We start from the raw sequence: 25,476 nt of genomic DNA on the forward strand, positions 1-25,476 counted from the left end.
TTGTCATGCACGGCTCCTGTGCAGGAAAGCCAGCACCTCATTCAAAGGTCTGGTATTTAAAATATCGCTGGACCGGCACCATGCCCGGCGGGCCACGCCGATGCCGAACTTCATGAAACCGAGATGGTATACGGCATGGGCGTCGGTGCCGATGGCCAGGGTCACCCCCAGCTCGCGCGCACGATAGGCATGAATGTCCTTGAGGTCCAGCCGGTCGGGGATGGCATTTATCTCCAGAGCTTTGCCGTGTTTTACGGCGGCGCTGTATACGGCCTCCAGGTCTACATCCACCGGCTCGCGCTCCCCTATCTTGCGGCAGGTGGGGTGGGCTATCATATCGACGTGAGGATGCTCGATCGCGCCTATTATACGGCGTGTCATCACGTCCCTGGCCTGCATGAAGGACGAATGCACCGAGGCTATCACGATATCCATCTCAGCCAGAATATCGTCGGGAAGGTCCAGGCTGCCGTCCGCCTTTATGTCCACCTCGACTCCGTTGAGCAGATACGGCCCGCTGCCTGAGGCGTTCAGCCTTTTTATCTCCTCCGTCTGCCTGGCGACCCGGTCCAGCTTCCTGTCGCTGCCGATATTGCGTCCGCTGGAGTGATCGGTGATGGCCATGTACTGGTAACCCAGCTCTCCGGCCGCAGCCGCCATAGCTTCGATGGTATCTATGCCGTCGCTGCCGATGGTATGCGTGTGAAAATCACCTTTTAAATCCTTTTGCTCGATCAGATCGGGAATAGCCTTTCTCTCCGCAAGGTCGATTTCGCCCATATCCTCCCTGATCTCGGGAGGGATATACTGCAAACCGAGGTAAGCGTAGAAAGAGTCTTCACGTGCAAACCTCTCCACTCTGCCGGTCTTGATATCCGTGATGCCGTACTCACTGAGGCTGAATCCCTTCTTTTGCGCCCAGGTGCGCAGCGTGACATTATGCTGCTTGCTACCCGTGAAATGCTGCAGCAGCGATCCAAAATCCGCATGCTCCACCATACGCAGGTCGGCCTGCAGCCCGCCCGGCAGGATCACGCTGGCCTTGGTGGGTCCCTGCGCCAGCACCTCCCTCACCTGCGGTAAAGATACAAAAGCCCTGATAACTGCCTCGGAATCATCGGCGGTGCCCATCAGATCGATGTCGCCCACGGTCTCCGTAAACCTGCGCAGGCTGCCGGCAGGCGTGAGGTTGAGCACGCCCGGCACGGCTTGCAATGCGCCTAATACCTCCTCGACCACAGGCAGGGCTTCTCCCAGGGGGATGCGCCTGTCTTTGCGCCTGAATGCTTCGATGGCGCGCAGTATATTGGCGGCCGTCTTGTCTCCCATCCTTTCCAGCCCGGCCACCCTGCCGTCCCTGATGGCCGCCTCAAGCTGGTCAACGGTTCCCACACTCAGTTCGGTAGCCAGCTTGTACGCGGTCCTGGGACCGATGCCGGGTATGTCCATCAGGTTGATGAAGCCCTCGGGCAGGCTGGCCTTCAGCTCCTCGTAAAACCTCAGCCGGCCTGTGGTGATAAGCTCCACCGACTTGGCCGCGATGGCGTCGCCGATGCCCGCGACGTCCCGGAAATCCCTGCCCTCCTCATGCATCAATTCCATCTCCTCGGGCAGGTGCCTGATGGTCTCGGCGGCGCGCGCATAGGCACGTATTTTGAACCTGTTTTCGCCCTTGAGCTCCAGCAGGTCGGCTATATTATCGAAAACCGTGGCTATTTCAGCGTTTTTCACAACGATTATTTTACCACGTGTATCCCGTATTCATGGTATAATCGATGCCTGATTCAATCCCAGGCGGCAATAACATGACGAGGAGGTAAGCAGTGGCCGATTATCCCTGGTTAAACAACTACGATGAAGGTGTAGCCCACAGCCTGCAACCCTATCCCGATATCACGCTGCTCGAAGTCATCAAGGAGAACGCCAGGCAGAACCCGGATCATATGATGATCTGGTTCAAAGGCAATACCATATCCTACCGGCAGTTTGCGGAGTATGTGGATATACTGGCGAAGGCGCTGATCGGCACGGGTGTCAAGAAGGGCGACCGTGTTGCGCTGATCATGCCTAACTGCCCGCAGATAATCATCGGCCAGTTTGCCGTATGGAGGGCGGGCGGCATCACGGCACAGGTCAATCCCCTGTACTCCGAGGAAGAGTTGGTTCATGCGCTCAAGGACTGCGGCGCCGAGACCGTTATCGTGCTGACACCGTTCTATAGCCAGGTTAAGAAAGTCCAATCGAAAACAAATGTGAAAACGATCATAGCCACCTCCATCAAGGAATACCTGAGCCCGTTCATGCGAACCATGTTCACCCTGCTGATGGAGAAGAAAGGGGGGCACCGGATCGAGCTGCAGCCGGGGGACCTCTGGCTGCAGGACATCATGCGCAAATATGCCGGCACAGCTCTCCCGCCTGTTATGGTAGGCCCCAGGGATACCGCGCTGATACTTTTCAGCGGAGGCACAACAGGCTCACCCAAGGGTGTTATGCACTCTCATCAGGGCATTGTCATGAACGCAATGCAGATCCGCGCCTGGTGCTCGCCTATCCTGAAGGGCTGGGTCGATAAGGCTGTTTTATTGATGCCCATCTTCCATGGCGCGGGCAACTGGATACTCATCTCGACCATCGTGAATCCGCCGGTACCCATTGTCTTGATACCCAATCCGCGCGACATCAAGGACCTGCTGGCCACCTTTAAAAAGACCAGGCCGACCTTCTTCCCGGGGGTGGCCACGCTCTTTATCGCCCTTATGAACCATCCAGATGTAAAGTCGGGCAAGATGGATTTCAGCAATCTCAAGATGTGCATCACCGCCGCGGCGCCGCTGCTGGTGGAGACCAAGAAAAGCTGGGAGGCCCTGACCGGGGGCAAGATCGTAGAGGCCTACGGCCTGAGCGAATCCGGCATACTGGTCATGGGTCCGGTCGTGGGGAAATGGAAGGAGGGCTCGGTGGGCATGCCCACGCCGGATGTGGAGATGAAGATCGTCGATATCGACACGGGAACACAGGAGCTGAAGACGGGCGAGGACGGCGAGATCATCGTGAAAGCCCCGCACCTGATGCAGGGTTACTGGAACCACCCAGAGGCCACCGCCGAGATGTTCCGCGGCGATTGGCAGTTTACCGGAGATATCGGCCACCTGGACGAGGACGGATATCTATTTATCACCTCCCGCAAGAAGGAGCTGATCAAACCCAGCGGCCACCAGGTATACCCGGGCGAAGTGGAAGAGGTGATCACTCAGCATCCGGCGGTGCTGGAGGTCAGCGTAGCCGGAGTCAGGGACGACGTACAGGGCGAGGCCGTCAAAGCCTGGATCGTTCTGAAGCCGGACCAGACAAGCACCGCACAGGAAATTCAGGCTTTCTGCAAAGAACGCCTGACCGCCTACAAAGTGCCGAAGCATGTAGAGTTCAGGACCGAATTGCCCAAGTCGATGGTCGGCAAGATCATGCGACGCATACTGCAGGAAGAAGAGGCCAAGAAGCAGAAAGCCAATTGAGGAGAATTGGCGGGCGCACCTGAAGGTACGCCCCTATACGTGGATTAATGTAGGGCGGGTTTTTAAACCCGCCCGAGGATGGCGCAATGAAGGGGGTGCGAAGCTACAGGGGCGGCCTACTTTCCGTGGCAGTGCTTGTATTTCTTGCCTGAGCCGCAGGGGCAGGGGTCATTGCGGCCGACCTTCTGGCCGGGAACAGCAGAGGGCCTGCGCGCCGGCAGCTCTTTTTTCTCGATGCTGACCTTGAATATAGTATGCACGATATCGTGCTGTATGCCGGCCATCAGGCTATCGAAATAAGCCCCTCCCTCTTTCTTATATACGACCAGCGGGTCGATCTGCCTGACCGACTGCAGGCCCACGCTCTGGCGCAGGTGGTCCATGGCGGTCAGATGTTCCTTCCAGTGGTCGTCGATCACCCTGAGCATTACCAGGCGCTCAAGTAATCTCATCTGCTCCGGCCCCTGGCTTTTCTCCCTGAGCTCGTATACCTGGCGGCTATAGTCGATCAACCTCTCGGTGATCTGCTTCTTGCCCAGTTTATCCATCTGCATGTCCGCCACGTTTTCGGGCAGAGGCAGCATCTCCGTGACCTCCCTCAAAATGCCCTCCAGATCCGGCGCATCGTAGCCATGGCAATAAGTATTTACTATCTGTTCGATCTGCTTCTCGACCAGCTCCTGAATATTGGCCTTGAGATCGGCCCCCGACAGTATCTTGTCGCGCTCACCGTAGATGACTTCCCTGTGCCTGTTGACCACGTTGTCGTAGTCGACCAGATGCTTGCGGATGTCGAAGTGGAAGGCTTCAACCTTGACCTGCGAGTTCTCGATCGCCTTGCTGATCATGGGGTGCTCGATCGACGTATTCTCGTCCATGCCGGCCCATTCCATCACGCTTTTAACACGGTCCCCACCGAATCGCTTGACTATATCATCCTCGAGCGAGACGAAGAACTGCGAGGCCCCGGGGTCGCCCTGGCGTCCGGCGCGGCCGCGCAGCTGGTTGTCGATGCGCCGGGCCTCGTGCCTCTCCGTGCCGATGACATGCAGCCCGCCGAGTTCCAGCACCTTTTCGTGTCCCAACTTCCACTCATTATATTTCCGCTGGAACTCCTTCTCGTCCTCGAAATCCTCCGTCTGAGGCGGCTTGCCTCCCAGTATGATGTCCACGCCGCGCCCCGCCATATTGGTTGCCACGGTCACGGCGCCCACCCTGCCGGCCTGCTTGATGATCTCCGCCTCGCGCTCGTGGTACTTGGCGTTGAGTATCTCGTGCCTCACACCCCTACGCATCAGCAGATCATCTAAAAGCTCGGACTTTTCGATGGAGACGGTGCCGACCAGAACCGGTTTACCCTCTTTGCTAAGCTTCTCTATCTCGTTGGCGATAGCCTTGAACTTGGAGTCTTCATCCTTGTAGATCAAGTCCTGATGGTCCACCCGTACCATAGGCCTGTTGGTGGGCATAACCACCACATCGAGCTTATATATCTTGAAAAGCTCCTCGGCCTCGGTGGCCGCGGTGCCCGTCATGCCGGCCAGCTTGCTGTAAAGGCGGAAGTAGTTCTGGAAGGTGATGGTGGCCAGCGTGATGCTCTCCTTCTGTATCTTGACCTTCTCCTTGGCCTCGATGGCCTGGTGCAGGCCCTCCGAGTAGCGTCGGCCGAACATCAACCGGCCCGTAAACTCATCCACGATGATTACTTCGCCGTTCTTGAGCATATAGTCTTTATCGCGCCTGAACAGCACCTGCGCCTTGAGAGCGTTGTCCATGAAAGTGCTGAGGTGATAGTTGGAAGGATCGTAGAGGCTGGGCGCCTTAAGCAATCCCTCGCGGCGCAGCATCTCCTCCATGCGGTTGATGCCCGATTCCGCCAGGTAGACCTGCCGCTCCCGTTCCTCGATCTTATAGTCTTCGGGAGTCAGATGCGATACCAGCCTTGCGAAGGTATAGTATTTCTGTGTAGCCTCCTCGGCTTGCCCGCTGATGATGAGCGGAGTGCGCGCCTCGTCGATGAGTATGTTGTCCACCTCGTCCACGATGGCATAGCTCAGCGGCCTCTGCACTTTCTGAGACATATCCAGCACCATGTTATCGCGCAGATAATCGAAGCCGAACTCGTTATTGGTGCCGTAGGTTATACCGGCCGCGTACGCTTCCCGGCGGGCCACCGGACGGAAATGCGGCCAGCGGCTGTCCTTCTCGTTAACATATTCCGGGTCGTAAATCAGCGCCGGCAGCTGTTCGCTGGCGCTCTGCACAGGGTAGATGCTGGCGACGGTGATTCCCAGGGCGCTGAAAACAGGGCTCATCCAGTAGGCGTCGCGGCGGGCCAGGTAATCGTTGACGGTCACCAGGTGGCAGCCCTTGCCCTCCAGCGCATTAAGATAAAGCGGAAGCGTAGCCACCAGCGTCTTGCCCTCGCCGGTCTTCATCTCGGCGATCTTGCCCTCATGCAGCACGATGCCGCCCATAAGCTGAACATCGAAATGCCTCAACCCGATGGTGCGGCGAGAGGCCTCCCTCACTGCAGCGAAAGCCTCGGGCAGCAGGCCATCCAGGGTCTCGCCGTCCGCCAGCCGCTGCCTGAACTGCGCGGTCTTATACTTCAATTCTTCATCGGAAAGGCCCTGGAATTGCGGCTCCAGATCGTTTATCTGCTTTACCAGGGGTTTGAAGCGGCTTATTTCTCTTTCGTTGGAATCGAACAGTTTGCCTAACCAGCTCGGCATAATCCTTCCTAATCTTCAAACATGGCGCCGACGGACATTCCCGTGTGTATGCGGTGTATGGCCTCGCCCAGCAGGGGCGCAATCGGCAGCACGGTGATTTTGCTTATCTTCTTCTTTCCATTTAAAGGGATCGTGTCGGCCACCACGACCTCCTTGACCTTGGACTTGGAGATGCGTTCAATGGCCGGCCCGGAGAACACCGGGTGCGTGCAGCAGGCGTAAACTTCTTTTGCGCCGGCCTTCAGCAATGTATCCACAGCGCTGACCAGCGACCCGGCCGTATCGATCTCGTCGTCCACCGTGATGGCGCGCTTGCCTTCAACTTCACCTATAATGTTCAGCGTCTCGGTGGTATCGTCGTTGCCCATGCGCCTTTTCTCGATAATGGCCAGCGGAACATTGAGCTTTTCCGCCAGGTCGCGCGCCCGCTTGCTGATGCCGATATCGGTGGCGACCACCACGACGTCCTTGAGCTTCTTGCTCCTCCAGTAATCGCTGACCAGGAAAAGGGCGGTCAGTTCGTCCACGGGGATGTTGAAAAAGCCCTGGATCTGCGCCGCATGTAGATCGACCGTAAGAATTCGGTTGGCGCCGGCCGTGCAGAGCAGGTCCGCCACCAGACGCGCGGTGATGGGGACACGCGGCTGGTCTTTCTTATCGGTACGCGAGTAGCCGTAGTAAGGTACAACGGCCGTGATGCGGTCGGCTGAGGCGCGCTTAAAGGCATCCAGCATGATCAGCAGCTCTACAAGGTTCTTGTTGACCGGTGAGCATATCGGCTGGATAATGAACACATCGCGTTCGCGCACGTTCTCCAGGATCCGCACGAATGTGTTCTCGTTGCTGAACTCGAAGACCTCGATCTTGCCCAGCGGAATGCCAAGGTAATCGCAGACCGAGCTGGCGAGCGTCGGGTGGGCGTTGCCGCAGAAAACCTTGATCTCGTCCTGGCCTGCAAATTGCCTCATTTTATTACCTCCAATCGTAATGCCTGATTATTATAGCATCAACTACTCAGCCGCCGATAATAGAGGCGGGGCTATAAGCGGTGCCGCAAAGAGCGCACGGCAACCGGAAACGGCTTCATATAGGGTATAATCTCTGGAAGAAAAGACCGCGGAGAAGCATAAATATGAATTTAAACGCAGCCGAACTGCTCAGCCGCTATTTAAGGCTGGACACATCCAATCCACCGGGAAACGAACACCTCGCGGCCAATTTCCTGGCAGCTATCTTCTCCGCTGAGGACATACCTTACAGGCTCTTTGAGCCGCGTCCCCGCCGCGTCTCCATACGGGCGGAGCTGAAAGGTTCGGGACAGAGGGCTCCCCTTATACTTCTGCACCATACCGATGTAATCGCGGCGGATAAAAACGAATGGAGCTTCGATCCCTTTGGCGGCGAAATCATAGACGGGTATATCTGCGGCCGCGGCGCCCTCGATACCAAGTCCCTGGGCATTATGCAGCTGCTGGCCTTCCTGGATATAAGACATCATAAACTTCAGCTTAACCGTGATCTTGTCTTCCTGGCCACAGCCGACGAGGAGTCCGGCGCTGACTGCGGCGTGGAATATTTACTGAGGGAGCATGCCCGGGAATTCGGCGCGTCCCTGGTGCTCAACGAGGGCAGCTACGTGGTTGAGGGTATTGTGCCTGACCGGCTGCTGGCCATGATCTCCCCCGGGGAGAAAGGTCCCTGCTGGATGAGACTGAAAAGGCGGGGTTTGCCCGGCCACGGCTCCACGCCCCACGGCCTCAATCCTCTGGAGCGACTGAGCGAGGCGGTCAACCGGCTGCTCGAGCACAAAAGCAGGCCCAGGGTGACGCCCATCGTGGCGGAGTATTTCCGGCGCATGTCGCAGGCCTGGGATTTCCTCAAGCCTTATATGGAGGACGGCAGCGACGAGACGCTTTTAAAGCTCGTAGAGGAGAACGACCTGCTGGCCGTTCCGCAGATCAACGCCATGCTGAGGAACACGGTCAGCCTGAACTCGCTGCACAGCGGCAACAAGGTCAATGTCATTCCCTCGTATGCCGAGGCCGAAGTCGACACCAGGCTGCTGCCTGGCCAGGATATCGATAGTTGGGTAGCCCTTATAAAAAAACAGCTTGCCGACGATGAGATACAGATCGAATTCATCATGAAGGGCGAGGGCAATGAATCGACTATGGAAACGCAGGACTACGCAACGATCGAAGCGGCGCTGCTGGAGCACTATCCCGGCGCCATAGCAGCGCCATACCTGATGCTGGGCACCACCGACTCGCGCTTCTTCAGGAAGAAGGGAGTGACCTCGTACGGCTTCTGCCCGGCGGTCATACCGGCCGAGCACTTAAAGTCGATTCACGGAACCGACGAGAAGATCGGCGTCGAGAGCATGGAAAAAGGGACAGAAGTGTACAGAGACATAGTCGTGAGACTGTGCACGGGTTCAGATTAAATCGTAGGGGCGCACCTGAAGGTACGCCCGGAAAATTTACGGTCGGGTTTAAAAACCCGCCCCTACTAAAACTGACATGGACAAAATCGAAAAAATACTGAAGCTTCTTATCTCAGCCTACGGAGACCGCGCACCCGGGCGCCGGCTGGAGCCCGTGGACGAACTGATACTGACCATCCTGTCGCAGAATACCTCTGACGTGAATTCGCGGCGCGCTTTTAAATCGCTGACTGCCGCTTTCGGCGGATGGGACAAAGTCGCGCATGCGCCGGCTGCGCGCATTGCGGTGACCATTAAAACGGGGGGCCTGGCGGAGGTGAAATCCGGATATATACAGGGTGTGCTTCAGCGCCTTGAGAAGGAGACGTCAGGCTATGATCTGCGCTTTCTCAAGGATATGGCTCTCGGGGCGGCCCGGGCCTGGCTGACGCGCCTGCCCGGCGTGGGTATGAAGACGGCCAGCTGCGTCCTGCTCTTCTCGCTCGGCATGCCGGCCTTTCCCGTCGATACACATGTTTTGCGCGTGGCCGTAAGGTTGGGCCTGCTGGCGCCTAAAACCACGGCCGACGCCGCCCATTTCGAGATGGAGCGCCTGGTGCGTCCGTCGGACATCTACCGCTGCCACGTATTGATGATCGAGCACGGACGCAGGACCTGCAAAGCGCAGCGCCCGCTCTGCGGCAACTGCATTATCGGCAGTCGTTGTCCGAGCTATAATAAATTTAAGCCCTGATACCCGGAGGTACACATGCGCAAGGCCACCATGCATTACATACTCGACGCTATCGAAGGAGTTATACTGCTCCTGCTGGTTGTGTCGGGGTTCATCCTGTGGTTCGCACTTCCCGAGGGCACTGCGGCGGGCACAACCGTCCTCTTCGATCGACGCACCTGGATACAGGTGCACCAGTGGCTGGCCGTCGGGTTGCTGGTTTTCTTCAGCACACATATAATCACACACTGGACCTGGATCGTCTATATGACCAGGAGGTACTTTGGGCGCTCAAACCGATAATGTAGCTGAGATATCAACTATAATATGTAATATGTGATATAATCTTGCGATGCTTCGTATAAAATCATCCTTTGCCCTGATATCAATCGCGGTCCCGATTCTGCTGATTTTGTCCTGCGCGGGCATATCCGCTTCTTCTCCTTCGCTGTCGGAGTTCACGCTTTCAACGGGATTGTCGTCTGATTACCGCCCGCTCGACGTAAAAAGCGAGTTCTACGTGGACAGCCCGCAGGTCTGCTGCTCGGTAAAGATCACCGGTGTGAGTGAAAATACTTCCGTTACGGCAGACTGGGTCTATGTCAGGGGACAGGTGCCCAAAGAGGCCGGGCCGCTTATATTGCAGGATCGTACCGTCTGCGGCACGGACTGCTATGCTGGATTCACACTGCCGGCGCCTGCGGGAGGCTTTATGAGAGGCGATTACCGGGTTGATCTATATATCGACGGCAGGCCCGGCGCCAGCGCCGGCTTCTCCATACTGCGCGATGTTTCGCTGCCGCTGCCGCAAATAGCATCTTTCTCCGCCATCCCGTCCAGAACGATCGCCGGTCAGCCCGTGCAGCTTGGCTGGAAGGTCTCAAATGCGTCCAGGATCGATATCCGACCGCTGCCCGGGGCTGTGGACGCGGAGGGTAGCGTGTCCGTCACTCCAGATGAGGATACCGCCTACACTTTGTACGCCATAAACCGCGGGGGCGTTAGCTCCAGCAGACTGAATGTGGTAGTTACACCTGTGATCAAGGAGAAGCCGGACCTGCAGGTCACGGAGATATGGACCAGCGGCAATATCCTTGCTTATCGCGTGAAAAACACAGGCAACCTGGCCTCCTGTGCAACCGTAACCCGGCTGTACAAAAACGATCTGGAGATATCGCAGGATTATATGGCGCCGCTAAAGGTCGGTGAGGAGCGTGCGGAGGCTTTTCAGCAGCACCATTTCTCGCCTCGCTTCAACTATATCGGCGGCTATGGCGCCGCCTGCGATCCGATAACCATGCGGGTGTGCGTTAACAGCGAGGACTCCTGCATTGAAAGCGACATGTCAAATAACTGTTTTGAGCGCATTTTCGGCGAATGTATAAAATAGAGAATCATAAAGCCGAGCCGGGAGATCCGGCCGATCGCAATTTCGAGCTCATCTTCAGAGTTGAGTCCGGCGAGCTGTGGAGGAAGGGAAGTGAGGCGTGGATAGAACCGTCCTTCATCCGGGGAAAGTAAGTCCGGGGCACTGCCTCCGCGTTATCATCCTCGCTGCAGCCTTAGCGCTGATAACACCGCTCTCTCATCCTCACCTGATTCAAGCGGCCACGCCGTCCTCCTGTGTCCTCAAATGGGGAACCATCGATACACCCGGCGGCTACCCCCAGCGCAACGACATACGATTCCTCAGCGAGATAAATGCTCTGTCCGTCTCGCGCGGCGGCATGATCATTTATATGCTGGATATACCCAACTCCAGCTCGGGCCTGGTTGCCAATGCGGGCATCTGGCGTAGCGGAGACGGCGGCATATCCTGGAGCCAGCGTCCCACGCAGTGGCTGGCCAGGACATCCAGTCCGCCCGCGCCGGTTTTCCCGGTGGCGGCACTGGCAGTTGCTCCCGATAATACCGACCTTGTGGCTGCCGTCTGCATGAACGCAGCGGGCGACCGCCGCAGGGAGGTCTATTACAGCGAGGATGGCGGCACAATATGGACCTACTGCGGGGCCATCCCATTCCTGTACGGCCCCGATGAGCAGATAGGCTGTATCGCAATAACGCATTCTTACGACTATCGCGAGACGCGGGTTAACGATATCATCGTGGCCAGCCGCACCCCGGCAGGCATCTTCGCACAGGGTGAGATTTACGTGCTGCGCTGCCCCGGCCTGGCGGGCTGGCAGGCGCAGGGCTTCGCGGGCGGGGACATACTCGCCTTACAGCCCTCTCCCTCCTACGAAGAGGACGCGGCGCTGGTTATAATCGCATGCACCACACAGCGTACTTATATCAATCTGGGCATGCGCGATACCGGCGCCAACGCATGCTTCTGGAACACGGCGCCGGGCTATCCCGTCGAGTTGTGCACGCCGGACCAGGCCGGCGCCTCGTTCAGCGGCAAAGACAGGATTATAACCGGTAGTCTGGCCCTGCCGGATGATTTCAACGGCTGCTCCGGCGAGAAACGCGTCATATTCGCCGCCTGCGATTCCAACGGCGCCGCCGCCGGCACGTCGCGGCCGCTGGACGACGTCTATCGTGTCAACGATACCATCATCACCCGTCTCAATCTTCCGGCAGGGAAGCCGCGCGTCAGCTCCATCGCCTACAGCGGATCGACTACATCCGGCAAGCTGCTGTCGGGATGTGTTGAATCCAACAGTGTCACCGGGGAGGCGCAGGTCTGGTTCACGGCCGACCCACTGGCAAACTGCAGCACCTGGATCAAGCCGCTCAAGCCGCCTACCGGCGGTTACAATACAGGCTTCGGCAACGCGCAGGTCGCCTGGACTGATGATGGATCAGCAGCCTTCGCGGGGACAGGCTCGGGCAACCGCAGCAGCCCGGCTCAATGGGCCGACATCAACGGCGCGACCTGGGCCTCGTCCCCGCTGGACGAGACCGCCTTCTCGCTCAGCCGGGACGACGGCGTCTCCTGGAACCAGTTGAGCCTGATCGACACGCAGATCAACCGCTACCGCGCGCTGGCCGTAGCCGAAGACGGCAAAACCGTTTACATATCGTCGGTCAACGATAACGGGCTGGGCGGCACCTGGCGCAGCCGTACCCCCGTGATAGGAGAGGCCTGGCAAAGAATAGCCTGCCTGGACTTCAGCGCGCCGCTGCTCAGGCCGGCGCCGGACGAAGAGAACGGATCGGTTGTATTCCTGGGCAATCAGGGCAGTACGCACATCATTCAGTCGCGGGACAGCGGGCAGACCTGGCGCGATTGTCTGCCGGGAGTTTATTTACAGGACATGGCGGCAGGGAGCAGCGACGAGCTCTATGTGATACAGGCCGATGCGCTTATCAGGCGGGGCAGGTACGAAACGATAGGATGGGTCTGGGACAAAATACGGGATACGGGCCTGCTGTCCGCCCATAATATCGTCGTGCAGGACGGCAGCGTCGTGGCCGGCGCGGCGCTGGGCAGGCTGTGTCCCGTATCATACTCGCTGAATAGCGGTGAGGATTGGGAACTGATAACCGAGCCGGCATACAGCAACGGCAACCGTCATGTGGCTTTCGACGAGGAGTTCCAGGATAACCACCTGATTTATCTGGCCGACGATGCGGGAGGGCTGTACCGCTGGACCGTGGGTAACAGCAACCGCTGGGACGATATGGCGCCGCCCGATAACAGCTATTACGGACAGGCGATAGCGGTGCGGGGCATGTATTACGCCGCCTTCAGCCAGACCAACGATGTAACAGGGGTATCGAGGACGACCTACTCGCGCGGCGGCATACCCAAGGACGGTATATTCTGGGACAGCCTGTCGACCGGCCTTTCTGCAGGCGTCGTCTTCCGACTGGAGCCGATCTCGCTGGTGTATGCAGACGATGCTCTGTGGGCGTTCGATGCGCGCGATTACGATTGCGCTTTGGGTACGGGCCTTCTATGGGCGTTCAGGGACACGCTGGCCAACCGTTCGCCCTGGCTGATCTCACCCAAAGGCAACAGCCTGGTTTATTGCGATCCCGTGACCGGCCGCAACGCACAGGTCGACCTCAGGTGGGAGCAGCTGTCGCTGGCCGACGCTTACCAGGTGGAGGTGGGCAAGGACAAATGGTTCGACCTGGCGGTTAGCGAGGCGGAACCGGTGACGAACCCCTTCTTCGTGCCGGAGAACTCGCTTTACCCCGCGTACTATATCAGGCCGGGCGTGCTGCCCGCCGCCGGGCAGGATTATTTCTGGCGTGTGAGGGTGAGGAGGGCGGCCACCGGCCAGGTCATACGCAGCCGCTGGTCACCCGCCTTCAGCTTCAGCGTCCGACCCGGCTATCCGGTCTCCGCGCCTTCCTATACAGGCATAGAGTCGCTGCAACCCTGCCACAACGCCTGCGAGGTCCCGCCTTATCCGCTCAGCTTCTCCTGGTCTCCAACGCAGGGAACAACCGGCTACCGATTCGTGCTTGCCGGAGACCCGGACCTGGGCCAGCCCGTGATCGACCAGACAGTCGATGCAGCGGCCTTCAAACTGCCCTGGCGGCTGGAGTACGCGACGGCATATTTCTGGCAGGTCACACCGCTCAAACCGGTGCCGGGCGACAGCAGCCCCGTGTTCTCATTCAACACGGCCGCAGAGCCGACGGTTTCAACTTCAGCCATACCACCGGATAATACTACTAACGGCCTGCTGGTCGCGCTCGTTTTCACCATTCTCTTTGGCCTTTCGATACAGGTCATTATTTATCGGAATAACAGACGTTAATAATTCTTAATTGCCAGGCGTTATCCTCTACGTCGTTGCGAGCGAAGCGCGGCAATCCTGTGTACCCGCAATCATGCACAAGATTGCTTCGTCGCCATGCTCCTCGCAATGACGATGTAACAATTCATTAGTACGAGTTCAACGGGCTAATCTTATTAAATTGGTAAAAACCCCTTTCATTAGGTATAATCTCTCCCGTTGTGGTGAGTGTGGCCCAGAGGCCTAAGGCGCCAGGTTGTGGCCCTGGATATCGAGGGTTCGAATCCCTCCACTCACCCCATCTTTTTTTCGTTAACAACATGGCGTCACATCACAATCATTTTGGGCAGGAGGTAAGGTAATCATGGGTTTGATCAAACGTCCGGCAACTGTAATCGCGGCTGTTTTCGTCATAATCGGAATCATGCTGCCCGCATTTTCCGCCTGCGAGAAAGCCCCCGACAAAGCTGCGACTCCAGAGATCTCTTTAGGGACACAGGCTGGGGCGTCGGAATGGACTATCAAAGCCAACGAGGAAGTAAAAAACCAGTTTGATTTCGCCGATCGGGAAGAGTTTGAAGACGCACAACGCGGATTCATCGCCACCGTGCCGGACCTCGTCATTGAAAACGCTGCCGGCGGCATAGCGTGGTCCATGCCCGACTACGATTTCGAAAAACAAACAGAGATACCCGCGACCGTTAATCCCCTGCTCTGGCGACATTCTCAACTCAATTTGAACAACGGCCTTTACAAGGTGACGGACCGCATCTACCAGGTAAGAGGGTTTGATATAAACAATATGACTATTGTCGAAGGTGACAGCAAGATCATTATTATCGATGTGGGGATGAGCGCTGAGACTGCCAAAGCCATGCTTGACCTGTATTACCGGGAGCGCGGAGTAAAACCGGTGGCAGCCATTATCTATACCCACAGCCATATCGATCATTTCGCCGGAATCAAAGGCATTATTTCGGACGAAGATGCAAAATCCGGCAGCGTTCAGATTATAGCGCCTGAAGGTTTCCTCGATTATGCCATAAGTGAGAATATCCTGGCCGGCAACGCCATGAGCCGCCGCGCGCAGTACCAGTTCGGTGTCTATCTGCCCAGGAATGCCGGAGGGCAGGTGGATAGTGGAGGCGGCAAAGCCTTACCCGTTGGCACAATGGCGCTGATCGGACCCAACAAGGAAATTAAAGCTACAGGCGAAAAGCTGTTCCTTGACGGAGTGGAAATGGAATTCCAGATAGTCTCAGGCACCGAGGCGCCGGCCGCGATGACCATATACTTCCCACAGCTGCGGGCGCTTGATACAGCCGAGATCGCAAGCCAGAGTAACCATAATTTGCTGACCCCGCGAGGCGCGGAGGTTCGCGATGCCAATGCGTGGGCCAAGGCTATTAATGAGATGATCGAGTTGTATGGTGATAAGACCGACGTGATGTTCGCCTCACAGCAGTGGCCGTGCTGGGGCAACGATAAAATAGTCGGCTATCTCAAACAGCAACGTGACCTGTATAAATATACTCATGATCAGACGCTCAGGCTGCTGAACCATGGCTATACGCCCAATGAAATAGCCGAAATGATCAAACTGCCGGAAAGCCTGGCTAAAGGATGGGATGTTCGCGACTACTACGGGACGCTGAGCTTCAATGTAAGGGCCGTCTACCAGAAATATCTCGGTTTCTACGACGGCAACCCGGCAAACCTCAATCCGTTACCGCCGGTTGAGGCCAGCAAGAAATATGTCGAATACATGGGCGGTCCCCAGGCCGTTATCGACAGGGCAAAAGTTGATTATGCCAACGGTGATTACCGTTGGGTAGCGCAGGTAATGAACCAGGTTGTCTTCGCTTACCCCGACAATCAGGAGGCGCGTAACCTGGAGGCTGACGCGATGGAGCAACTCGCTTACCAGGCTGAATCCACCGTGTGGCGTAACTGTTATCTGGTGGGCGCCTCCGAACTGCGCACCGGGATGAGTAAAAGTATAGGTGCGGGCAGCGTCAGCCCCGACATGGTGAGAGGTATAACTCTACCCCAGTATTTCGACTTGATGGGCAGCCGCCTTAACGGTCCCAAAGCCGAAGGTAAAAAGATTGTAATCAACTGGAATTTCACTGATACCGGCGACAAATATGTCCTTAACCTTGAAAACTCGGCGTTGACTTACACATCGGGCCGACTATCGAACAGGGCCGATGCCACATTGAATCTGTCACGTGCTACATTGATCTCTGTACTGGCAGGTGAGACTACGTTTCCCAAGGAGATTTTAGCCGGAAAAGTAACTATTGAAGGAGATGCTTTAAAGATACTCGATCTGATGGGAATGATGGATAGCTACGATCCCATGTTCAATATTATCAGCCCGTAAAAAGGCACCCTGTTAATAACGAGGCGCGATAGTATATTCAAACAGCTATAAGGAGGAATGAGACGTTATGTATTTAGCGGGGCTTATTTTCACAATAATAGGTTGGTTATTTCAATTGTACGAGACCTTGATTAAAAAGACCCGAAATATCAATGTTTTCCTGCCCGCAACGTATGTTATTGCCTGCATCCTGTTCGGAATCAACAGCTTCATGGCAGGCGATATGTTGTACGCTGTAATGGATGCTGTCTGCGCCCTGCTGGCATTGATTGTGTTCCTTGTACTGATGACCCGCAAAAGAAACGCCTGAATATCAGCGCAACTTCAATACGGAAGATCTTTGATACAGGGGACTCCATCAAGGCTGGTAGCCTTTTTTACCGCATTGATTATAGCCATCCTGGTTACCTCGGCGGCCATTGATCCCACTGAAGTGACATCACTCGCCCGGTCGCCCAGGGAAAGCGCAAAGATCGTATCCCCATCGTGCATGCTATGCGAAGGATTAATTGAGCGGGCCAGACCGTCATGCGCCATCCCGGCGACCTTGGCAGCCTGTGCTTTAGTCAGGGCTGCATTCGTGGCCACAACTCCAACTACCGTATTACGGCCGGGCTCTGCCAGAAATGTATATCCCTGTTTCATCAACTCTATGGTATTATCAGGACCTTTGCCATCCTCACGCCGGATTCCCGCGATAATCCGTCCGCCTGTCGGGTCAACAATATCGCCCAGAGCATTCACAACAAACAGGGCAGCAACAACTATTTCGCCATAGAATTTTATGCTGGCGGTGCCCAGGCCGCTCTTCATTGCGCATCTCTTGCCTTTGAGCTGTCCGATCATGGCCCCGGTGCCGGCGCCCACGCAGCCTTCGGCAACCGGGCCTGAAGTTGCATCCCTGCATGCCTGATACCCTTCAGGTACACCCGGCCGGATTGTGGCGTTGCCAATATCCAGGTCGAAAACCACTGCTCCCGGCACGATCGGTACCCTTACGCCGGCCATTTCATATCCTACTCCCTTTTCTTCCAGAAAGTGCTGTACACCGCCTATAGCATTCAGTCCGAAGGCGCTGCCACCGCTCAACAGGACGGCATGTATCTTTTCAACCACATTTATCGGATTGAGCAGGTCTGTATCCCTGGTGCCCGGAGCGCCTCCCCTGACATCTACACCTGCCACTGCGCCCGCCTCGCAGAGGACCACGGTGCATCCCGTTGCAGCTGTTAAATCGGTGTAATGACCGACACTGATACCCGGTATATCTGTAATCGCATTGAACATAGCTGCCTCCCATCGCTCTTTATAACAGGCTGTAACATCAGTCTTCCAGTTCAGCGATCGATACCAGCCGCCACTCCGTATCGTGTAATCCTATGGTGGTCCAGAAGGCGATTTTTATTACAGGCTTACCTGTCGCATCGCTGATAAAAGTATATTCAGCCGAGCCGGTCCTCTGCGCGACCATCTTCTCACCCATCGCCACCAGCTCGGGATAATCTTTATAACGCTGGTCTGTCAGCAGGTTCTTTCCGGTCTCAATTCCGTTGGAGCAGTAAATTGTCAGTCCGTCGGTCTGAGCGACGTTGACCTTCATGGCCCTCACTTCTGCGGCGGGAGCGATGGTGCCGTCCAGCAGGTCCCCCGGTTTGAACAGGGCGCTGACCGTGCCCAGCAGCTCACCATCCTCAGTAATAACAGGCCGGACCAGCACCACGGCGTCGATCCCCTCAACCGCCCTGAAGACATTGCTCAGCATCGGCTTCCTGTTTTCAGCGAAATCCGCAAAGAACTTCTTTGAAGCTTCCGTGGTAGCGGTCTCCGTCCCCTCGTAGCGGCGGTATGCCTCGGGCGCCACAGTGATCATCTTTCCCTGAGGGTCGGAGGCAGAGCAGTCCGTCAGGTAGGGGTATTTCCTGCAGAGGCCGTTCAATATGCCCCTCGTCTCTTCACCCTGCAGCCCGCTTTTGGCTATTTTTTCAGCGGCATCCGCAACCGCATTGTCCAGGTTCAACAGCTTGGATTGTATAATAGCCTGCAGGTTTTCCGTTGCCGACTTCATCTGCTTCAGATTTTTCACGGGCCCGGCGCAGCCGGAGGCCGTAATAGCTATGACTGCGGCTAAAAGAGAGGCAAGCAAGAAATATGAGAACTTTTCCATATGCGGCAAATACTCCCCTGATAGATATCCCGGATGCGCGCGCTTCGTTTCATAATGTTATCGTAAGTCAGCCTTACAGGCAACGCCCTCTATGTAGTCAGCCCCTTAAAAGAAGCTTCCCCTGCTTCAACTCCAGTTTGAAAGATGATACACTTATTAAGAAATTTTTTCAGGCAGCGGAACAGTAACGATACGCTTCGCGGCATATATTTATAGTTACATACATAGAGTTATTCTTTAATTGCTCGAATAGAAAGGACTTTTCTCATGCTGTTTGCTCAACGTGTTTTTTGCGGACAATTAACTCTTAATGAAGTCGGGAAAAAGGTGCTGCTGGCCGGCTGGGTGGATGCCTTCCGCGATCATGGCGGCCTGCTATTTGTCCACCTGCGCGACCGCAGCGGCATAATTCAAATAGTCTTTAGCCCGGAAGTAGCCGCAGCCGACGTCTGCCGGACGGCGGCCGCTCTGCGCGCCGAATACTGTATCGCAGTCAGCGGCGAGGTAAAGAAGCGGTTGGCCGGCGCCGAAAATCCCAACATCGAAACAGGGGATATCGAAGTCATGGTCGGCGAGCTGACCGTGCTTTCCGAATCGGACGGGCTACCTTTTTCCATCTCCGAGAAGGCTATGGTCACCGGCGCGGCATCCGCAGGCACAGACAACGTGGCCGAGGATTTACGGCTCCAGTACCGCTATCTGGACCTGCGCCGTCCCTCAATGCGTGACAATTTAATTGCCCGCCACCGAATATTTCAGTGCGTGCGGGAATTTCTCGATTCGCGGGGCTTTGTGGAGATCGAAACGCCTGTGTTGACGGCGAGCACTCCGGAAGGTGCGCGCGATTACCTTGTCCCCAGCCGCGTCCATCCGCAGAATTTTTACGCCCTGCCCCAGTCGCCGCAGCTTTTCAAACAACTGCTGATGATCGGCGGAATGGAACGCTATTTCCAGCTGGCGCGCTGCTTCCGCGACGAGGACCTGCGTCCCAACCGGCAGCCGGAGTTCACCCAGCTCGATATCGAAGCCTCTTTTATCGATGAGGAATTTCTCTACGGGCTGGTCGAAGATCTCACCGTCAAGATGTTTGACATAGGCGGAATCACGCTGCACCGGCCTTTCCCCCGCATGACCTATATGGAGGCCATGGACACCACCGGCTCGGACCGTCCCGACCTGCGCTTCGGCCTGCGCTTCGTCGATGTAACGGACGTGTTTTCTCAAACCAACTATTCCATCTTCCGCCAGATACTTCAACGAGGCGGATGCATAAAGGGCATAAACATCAAGGGCCAGTCCGATAAACTCAGTAAAAACGTACTGCAGAATGAATATGCCAAAGAGATAGTGCCCTCATTCGGCGCCAGGGGCATGACCTGGATGCGAGCCGAACAGGGTAAACTCGAATCCAATATAGTCCAGTTTTTCAGCAGTTCGGAACTGAAGGAGCTGCACAGAAGGTTCGACGTCGCCGACGGGGACGTCCTCATCATGATCGCCGATGCCTCGTATGCCGTTGTCACATCGGCGCTCGGACAATTGCGCCTGCACCTGGCCAACCGTCTCGGCCTGATCCCCGCCGACAGCTTTTACCCGGTCTGGATAACGGAGTTCCCGTTGTTTGAGCCCACCGAGGAAGGGGGCGTCACCTCCAGTCACCATCCCTTCACAGCGCCGGACCGGACGGATTTCGATCCCGGGAACATCGAGGAACTGCTGGCGCTGCGCTCGCGGGCCTACGACCTGGTCGTGAACGGTGAGGAACTGGGCGGCGGCAGCATCCGCATCAGCGACCGCGATGTGCAGCGCAAGATATTTGCTGCGCTGGGTCTGACCGAAGAGGAAACGAAGGAGAAGTTCGGTTTTTTCCTGCGTGCCTTCGATTTCGGCGCGCCGCCGCACGGCGGCCTGGCGCTGGGCATGGACCGCACCGTGTCGATGATCCTGCAAACCCCCTCCATACGCGAGGTGATCGCTTTCCCCAAGAACCGCAGCGCCGCCTGTCCCCTCACCGGCGCTCCCTCTACGGTGAAACGCGAACAGCTGGCCGAGTTAGGGCTGTTGAACCTGGGCGGCCAGGTGATGCAGGCCTCGGGCGGCAAGGCCAATCCCAAGATGATACGTGAACTGCTAAGCAAGAAAATGGGATAGAACGCGATGTGAGTCGGGGAGGGCGTATGTCATACAAATACCTGCTGTACGAAAAGAAGGAAAGAATCGCATATATTACTATCAACCGTCCCGAGGTGATGAACGCGATCTGTCCGCCTGCCAGCGATGAGATGTGGGAGGCTTTCTCCGATTTTCGTGACGATCCTGAGGCCTGGGTAGTCATTCTGACCGGCGCCGGTGAGAAAGCCTTCTCGGCCGGCAACGACCTCAAGTACCAGGCTCAGCACGGCAGTGATCCTGCCTATATGGCGATTAAAACTCCGGGCGGTTTTGGCGGCATCACCGAGCACTATTATTGCGCCAAACCCATGATCGCCGCAGTCAACGGCTATGCCCTGGGCGGCGGTTTCGAGCTTGCGCTCAAATGCGACATTATCATAGCCGCCGACCATGCGCAGTTCGGCCTGCCGGAAGCAAAGGTCGGGCTGATAGCCGGCGCCGGCGGTATTCACCGCCTGCCCCGTATGATACCCCAGAAAATAGCCCTGGGCATGATGTTTACCGGCAGACCGATCAGCGCGCAGGAAGCCTATCGCATCGGGCTGGTAAATGAAGTTGTTCCACTGAAAGACCTGATGTCCACAGCCGATAGGTGGGCCGATGATATACTGCACGGCTCGCCGCTCACCATCCAGGCTACCAAGGAAGCTGCTCTGAGAGGGCTTGATATGAAACTGGAAGAGGCCATTAACACTGTATTCCCCGGTGTGGACAGGTTATTTAAATCCGAAGATTTCGTCGAAGGCCCTCTGGCATTTTTCGAGAAAAGGCCGCCGCAGTGGAAAGGGCGCTAATCTGATAGAATATTTATACTCCGAATACCTCCGGCTGTTGCTTCGATTTCAGGCGAGCGTCAGCGTGGAGGTCTAAAAATACATGCGCCTGTAGCTCAGCGGACCAGAGCATCGGTCTTCGGAACCGAGGGTCGTGGGTTCGAATCCCTCCAGGCGCGTATCTGAAATTAATGCTTTGCCGACGAATTGCCGGCTGTAGTCACCGCCCGTATAAGGACGATTCAACAAGCAGGAGAGCTCCGGCGAGTCATTGACAGCCACCTTGCGACCGGTTATTATCATGCGATCTGGATCATTCTTGAGGAGGTGGAGCAATGGGCACGATCGCAAATGGAAAGGTCACGATCCGGCGCATGACCAGGGCAGACATCGAAACCATCATAGAACTTGACAAGAAACTTGGTGGAGGTAAGAGCGAGATAACCTATAAGGATATGGTATCCCTTGATCCCGGTGGCCCACTCGACTTCAGCTTTGTAGCGGAGATCGGCAATAAAGTTATAGGGTTTGTCCTCGCCCGCCTGATGTATATGGGGATGCCTTTCAGCGAGTTCTGTGTTATCAATGCCATAGATATTGATGAAGAGCATCGCGGGCAGGGCGTCGGCAGGAGGCTCGTCAATGAGATCCTCGACAAATGCCATGAGGAGGGCATATACATCGTACGCGCTATATTCCCTGAAAAAAATGAAAAGCTTCGTAAGGCTGTGGAGAATCTGGGCTTCCGGCGCAGTCCGGTGGTTAATTACGATATGACCTCTGATGTTTAAACGGCAAGGCCATCAAAACTCAAAGATGAATTCGCCTGAGCAGTGGCCCTGTGTATGCATGCGGCAATTCGTTGTCTGCGGGATGGACGTGAATTTCAAGCCCAGCAGCTCCAGCCAGCACTCGACGCGGTACATCACGCCGCACTCATATCTGTCGATCACGCCGATGCGACCCATGCCCTTGTAGGCGAAGCACTCTCCATCCTCCCACTCCCAGTGAAGAATATTGCCGGGCATAACTGAAAAGTGCAGTTTGCTGAACACGGATACGGGCAGTATCATCTGCATGCCGGCCGGCAGGAATTCCTTCAGTACCTCAATGCCGGTCAGCTGGTTTTCCCGCAGGCCCGTCACCTTCTTCAGCCTGTTTACTTCAAAAGGGGCCATGGCCTTGATGGCGGCCTTGTTCAGTTTATTAGCCATGTCCACTCCCAGCTCGCTGCTCACGGTGTAGAACCACATCCCGTCATGGGTCAGCCAGCCTTTGCCCAACAGGTCCCTGATCTCCTCTTTAGATACATCCTCAAACTTCCGCATGACTTACCTCGTATAAATAAATCAGATTCCCACCGTCAGGAAATTATTACAAATTATACGTGGCCTCATTCCGACGTGTTAATTCAAGTATCACAACACGTTTTTTATCATCGAAGACATCGTAAACTATACGGTATCTGCCTACACGCATCCGATAGGCAGTAACAGCACGTTCTATCTTCCTGACCCCGCGTGGTCTGGGTTCTTCGGCTAATTTATCAATAGCAGCAATTAAACGTTCGGAATCCTGACGGGATATTCGGCGATATAGTTTCCTGGTATCCCGCTCTGCTGCTGGCGAGAGCTCGATTTGATAATTTGCTGATCCCATCATGTGTCATCCAATTCAATTACGGCCTCTTTTTTCTGCTGCCAGATCGATTCAGTTGTTTCCGCACTTCACTCCAGGGGCGCCCACCCTTTGACTGATACTCTGCACGGGCGGCCTTAATCACGGACATAAGCGAAGCGTCTTCACGGCTTTCCAGCCACTCGGCTACGGCCTCCGCCACAATTTCGCTTGCTGTGAGCCGGCGTTTTACCGCTGCTACCTTCAAATCAGTATAAAGATCATCGCTATGAAATACTACTGTCATCCTTCTACTCATTAAGTTCCTCCATTCAGGCATACAGGCATACATACATATAGACGTACATATATTATAACAATAATTACATAACCCTGTAAGTATCGATTTCCTGTTTAATGAGAGTGGTAGATAGGTTTGCGCTTCTCGACGAAGGCTTTCAAGCCCTCTTTTGCGTCCGGCCCGTCCGCGCAGGCGCACAGCATCATCCTCTCCTGCTCGATCTGCGATTCAAAGTTGTTGGCAAAGGAATCGTTGAGAAGCTGCTTAACGCAGCCGTAAGAAATCAGCGACCTGTCTGACAGCGTACGCGCCATGGCGGTCGCCTCGGCCAGCGATTTACCGTCGTCAACCACTTTATTCACCAGACCCCAGGAGAGCGCCTGCCCGGACGATATCGGGGCATCGAAGGCCATGATCTCCAGCGCGCGCGCCAGCCCCACGATCCTGGGGAGTGTGAAGGTGCCCCCGCCGTCGATGCACAGCCCGTTGGAAGTGTAGGCCTGTAGCATGGTTGACGATTTCTCCATGACGCGGAAATCGCAGGCCAGCGCCAGAGAAAATCCGCCTCCTGCCGCGATCCCGTTGATGGCGGCGATCACCGGCTTGTTCATGCGGCGTATCTCCATCACGGCCAGGTGATAGCTGGCCGCCAGCCTGTGGAAACCTGCGGCCGGACCACCGGCGAATCCGCTGACCCACTTGAGATCGCCGCCGGCGCAGAAAGCCTTACCCTCGCCGGTTATGATAATGGCACGCACGCTCTTATCGACAGCCAGCTCCACAAGGGCACAGGCCAGCCCGTCGATCATGTCGAAATTAAAGGCGTTATAATGTGTCGGGCGGTTAAGTATCAACCTGGATATCTTGCCGTCTTTTTCAAGTCTGACCGTTTCAACCATATGCCTCACCTCCATTTATTGGCGTTAATTATATGGATGCGTAACCTGTTGTTCAAACATAATAAACTTTTCTACTCCCAAATACGTTTCTTATAGTGATTACATAATCGTACAGGGGGTAATATGTCTAAATTTTTAACAGCATTACTGGTTATGGTCTGCGCCCTGGCAATGGTCGTCTCAGCCGCGCCGGCCTCGGCCGACAGCGCAGAGATAACAGCCATAGGGGAGGCCACAACGCCTGCAATCCTGCCGGACTCGGGATTTAATTTCCTGAACGGCTGGGGCAGAAACATTCAGCTGGCGTTCGCCGGAAGCGAGGCCGAAAAGGCCAAACTGATGCTGAAGTACGCCGGCGAAGACGCGCTGGCCTTGAAGGCGATGTATGCGGCGGGCAAGTATGATGTCGGCGCTAAACAAACCGAACAGTATGCTCTGCAACTGCAGAACACCGTACAGGCCGTAGAGCAGGTCAGGGCCAGCCAGGGTGAAGCGGCATCAACGGAACTCGTCGCCAACCTGGAACAGAATTATCTTAAACAGCAGGAAATCCTGCTCTCAGTGCTGGAAAAAGCGCCCGAAGCAGCGCAAAGCGGCCTGCTCAACGCCATAGAGAACTCCAACAAACATGTCGCCACAGCGATCCTGGCACATGAAGGTGAGCAAGCACTGCTGCAGTACCAGACTCAGGTAAATCAACAGACTACTAATCTGGGAAGCGAGACCAGGTTAAAGGTACAACAAAAGCTGCAGGCCGTGCATGGACAGTCCGGCAACAGTGGCGGACAGGGCGTTCAAACACAGACACAAACACAGACACAAACTCAGACGCAGATTCAGGCCCAGACTCAGACTGGGACACAGACTCAGGCTCAAATCGAGGCCCAGACACCATCTCTGCTGCCGGTGCAGGTACAGGTTCAGGCTACCGTGCAGACTCAACAGCAGACCCAGCAGCAGACCGGACAGCAGAATCAGGGCAGTGGCTCTTCAAACGCCGGCGCCGGCGGCGGCGGTCAGGGCGGCGGCAACCAGAAATAGCATCTGAAACAAACGGTTTTC

Annotated in this window: 21 protein-coding genes and 2 tRNA genes; 14 read left to right on the plus strand and 9 right to left on the minus strand. The window is 56.0% G+C overall.

Annotation, left to right across the window (positions count from 1 at the left end; genetic code table 11):
* Nucleotides 1-3 precede the first annotated feature (3 nt).
* Nucleotides 4-1,731 (minus strand): DNA polymerase/3'-5' exonuclease PolX, encoded by a 1,728-nt coding sequence (gene polX / locus WC359_06630; protein MFA5400095.1) that lies wholly within the window; start codon nucleotides 1,729-1,731, stop codon nucleotides 4-6.
* 92 nt (nucleotides 1,732-1,823) lie between these two features.
* Here polX and WC359_06635 point away from each other — a divergent pair, with 92 nt between their 5' ends.
* Nucleotides 1,824-3,515, plus strand: a complete 1,692-nt coding sequence (locus WC359_06635; protein ID MFA5400096.1) for a long-chain fatty acid--CoA ligase — start codon at nucleotides 1,824-1,826, stop codon at nucleotides 3,513-3,515.
* A 116-nt stretch (nucleotides 3,516-3,631) separates the two neighbouring features.
* Here the strand turns inward: WC359_06635 and secA are convergent, their stop codons facing one another.
* The gene (secA, locus tag WC359_06640; GenBank protein MFA5400097.1) at nucleotides 3,632-6,250 is read right to left on the minus strand and encodes a preprotein translocase subunit SecA; all 2,619 of its coding nucleotides are present in this window, start codon (nucleotides 6,248-6,250) and stop codon (nucleotides 3,632-3,634) included.
* 8 nt (nucleotides 6,251-6,258) lie between these two features.
* Nucleotides 6,259-7,218, minus strand: a complete 960-nt coding sequence (locus WC359_06645) for a ribose-phosphate pyrophosphokinase (protein ID MFA5400098.1) — start codon at nucleotides 7,216-7,218, stop codon at nucleotides 6,259-6,261.
* Nucleotides 7,219-7,382: 164 nt separating this feature from the next.
* Here WC359_06645 and WC359_06650 point away from each other — a divergent pair, with 164 nt between their 5' ends.
* The 8 genes from WC359_06650 (at nucleotide 7,383) to WC359_06685 (ending at nucleotide 16,798) form a co-directional block, all read left to right on the plus strand.
* Entirely contained in the window at nucleotides 7,383-8,693 is a 1,311-nt protein-coding gene (locus WC359_06650; protein MFA5400099.1) for a M20/M25/M40 family metallo-hydrolase, read from the plus strand.
* Nucleotides 8,694-8,769: 76 nt separating this feature from the next.
* The gene (gene nth / locus WC359_06655) at nucleotides 8,770-9,426 is read left to right on the plus strand and encodes an endonuclease III (GenBank protein ID MFA5400100.1); all 657 of its coding nucleotides are present in this window, start codon (nucleotides 8,770-8,772) and stop codon (nucleotides 9,424-9,426) included.
* Nucleotides 9,427-9,441: 15 nt separating this feature from the next.
* On the plus strand, nucleotides 9,442-9,708 hold the full coding sequence (locus tag WC359_06660; protein ID MFA5400101.1) for a DUF4405 domain-containing protein: 267 nt from the start codon (nucleotides 9,442-9,444) through the stop codon (nucleotides 9,706-9,708).
* Between the two features lie 49 nt (nucleotides 9,709-9,757).
* Nucleotides 9,758-10,795: a CARDB domain-containing protein gene (locus WC359_06665; GenBank protein MFA5400102.1), complete on the plus strand. Its 1,038-nt coding sequence runs from the start codon at nucleotides 9,758-9,760 to the stop codon at nucleotides 10,793-10,795.
* Nucleotides 10,796-10,892: 97 nt separating this feature from the next.
* Entirely contained in the window at nucleotides 10,893-14,123 is a 3,231-nt protein-coding gene (locus WC359_06670) for a sialidase family protein (protein ID MFA5400103.1), read from the plus strand.
* Between the two features lie 203 nt (nucleotides 14,124-14,326).
* Nucleotides 14,327-14,403: transfer RNA gene (locus WC359_06675), tRNA-His, on the plus strand.
* A 63-nt stretch (nucleotides 14,404-14,466) separates the two neighbouring features.
* The gene (locus WC359_06680; GenBank protein ID MFA5400104.1) at nucleotides 14,467-16,488 is read left to right on the plus strand and encodes an alkyl sulfatase dimerization domain-containing protein; all 2,022 of its coding nucleotides are present in this window, start codon (nucleotides 14,467-14,469) and stop codon (nucleotides 16,486-16,488) included.
* A 67-nt stretch (nucleotides 16,489-16,555) separates the two neighbouring features.
* Nucleotides 16,556-16,798, plus strand: coding sequence for a hypothetical protein (locus WC359_06685; protein MFA5400105.1), 243 nt, complete (start codon nucleotides 16,556-16,558; stop codon nucleotides 16,796-16,798).
* A 14-nt stretch (nucleotides 16,799-16,812) separates the two neighbouring features.
* Here WC359_06685 and WC359_06690 read toward each other — a convergent pair whose 3' ends face one another.
* Complete coding sequence (locus tag WC359_06690) at nucleotides 16,813-17,775, minus strand: P1 family peptidase (protein ID MFA5400106.1); 963 nt, start codon at nucleotides 17,773-17,775, stop codon at nucleotides 16,813-16,815.
* Nucleotides 17,776-17,812: 37 nt separating this feature from the next.
* Nucleotides 17,813-18,652, minus strand: a complete 840-nt coding sequence (locus WC359_06695; GenBank protein MFA5400107.1) for a hypothetical protein — start codon at nucleotides 18,650-18,652, stop codon at nucleotides 17,813-17,815.
* Nucleotides 18,653-18,919: 267 nt separating this feature from the next.
* On the opposite strand from WC359_06695, the gene aspS reads away from it, so the two are divergent.
* The 4 genes from aspS to WC359_06715 all read left to right on the plus strand — a co-directional run bounded on the left by aspS (nucleotide 18,920) and on the right by WC359_06715 (nucleotide 22,388).
* The gene (gene aspS / locus WC359_06700) at nucleotides 18,920-20,803 is read left to right on the plus strand and encodes an aspartate--tRNA ligase (GenBank protein ID MFA5400108.1); all 1,884 of its coding nucleotides are present in this window, start codon (nucleotides 18,920-18,922) and stop codon (nucleotides 20,801-20,803) included.
* Between the two features lie 26 nt (nucleotides 20,804-20,829).
* A complete protein-coding gene (locus WC359_06705; GenBank protein MFA5400109.1) occupies nucleotides 20,830-21,618 on the plus strand; it encodes an enoyl-CoA hydratase-related protein in 789 nt (262 codons plus the stop codon).
* Between the two features lie 84 nt (nucleotides 21,619-21,702).
* Nucleotides 21,703-21,776 (plus strand) — tRNA-Arg (locus tag WC359_06710).
* A gap of 156 nt (nucleotides 21,777-21,932) precedes the next feature.
* Complete coding sequence (locus tag WC359_06715; GenBank protein MFA5400110.1) at nucleotides 21,933-22,388, plus strand: GNAT family N-acetyltransferase; 456 nt, start codon at nucleotides 21,933-21,935, stop codon at nucleotides 22,386-22,388.
* A gap of 12 nt (nucleotides 22,389-22,400) precedes the next feature.
* On the opposite strand, the gene WC359_06720 is transcribed toward WC359_06715, so the two are convergent.
* From WC359_06720 to WC359_06735, 4 genes are all read right to left on the minus strand, one after another.
* Nucleotides 22,401-22,925 (minus strand): DUF6125 family protein, encoded by a 525-nt coding sequence (locus WC359_06720; GenBank protein MFA5400111.1) that lies wholly within the window; start codon nucleotides 22,923-22,925, stop codon nucleotides 22,401-22,403.
* Nucleotides 22,926-22,971: 46 nt separating this feature from the next.
* Entirely contained in the window at nucleotides 22,972-23,259 is a 288-nt protein-coding gene (locus tag WC359_06725) for a type II toxin-antitoxin system RelE/ParE family toxin (GenBank protein ID MFA5400112.1), read from the minus strand.
* Nucleotides 23,260-23,275: 16 nt separating this feature from the next.
* A complete protein-coding gene (locus WC359_06730) occupies nucleotides 23,276-23,533 on the minus strand; it encodes a hypothetical protein (protein ID MFA5400113.1) in 258 nt (85 codons plus the stop codon).
* A 95-nt stretch (nucleotides 23,534-23,628) separates the two neighbouring features.
* On the minus strand, nucleotides 23,629-24,414 hold the full coding sequence (locus tag WC359_06735) for an enoyl-CoA hydratase-related protein (GenBank protein ID MFA5400114.1): 786 nt from the start codon (nucleotides 24,412-24,414) through the stop codon (nucleotides 23,629-23,631).
* A 123-nt stretch (nucleotides 24,415-24,537) separates the two neighbouring features.
* On the opposite strand from WC359_06735, the gene WC359_06740 reads away from it, so the two are divergent.
* Nucleotides 24,538-25,455, plus strand: coding sequence for a DUF5667 domain-containing protein (locus tag WC359_06740; GenBank protein MFA5400115.1), 918 nt, complete (start codon nucleotides 24,538-24,540; stop codon nucleotides 25,453-25,455).
* Nucleotides 25,456-25,476 lie beyond the last annotated feature (21 nt).

The organism is Dehalococcoidia bacterium (assembly GCA_041653995.1).
GTDB lineage: Bacteria > Chloroflexota > Dehalococcoidia > GIF9 > UBA5629 > CAIMUM01.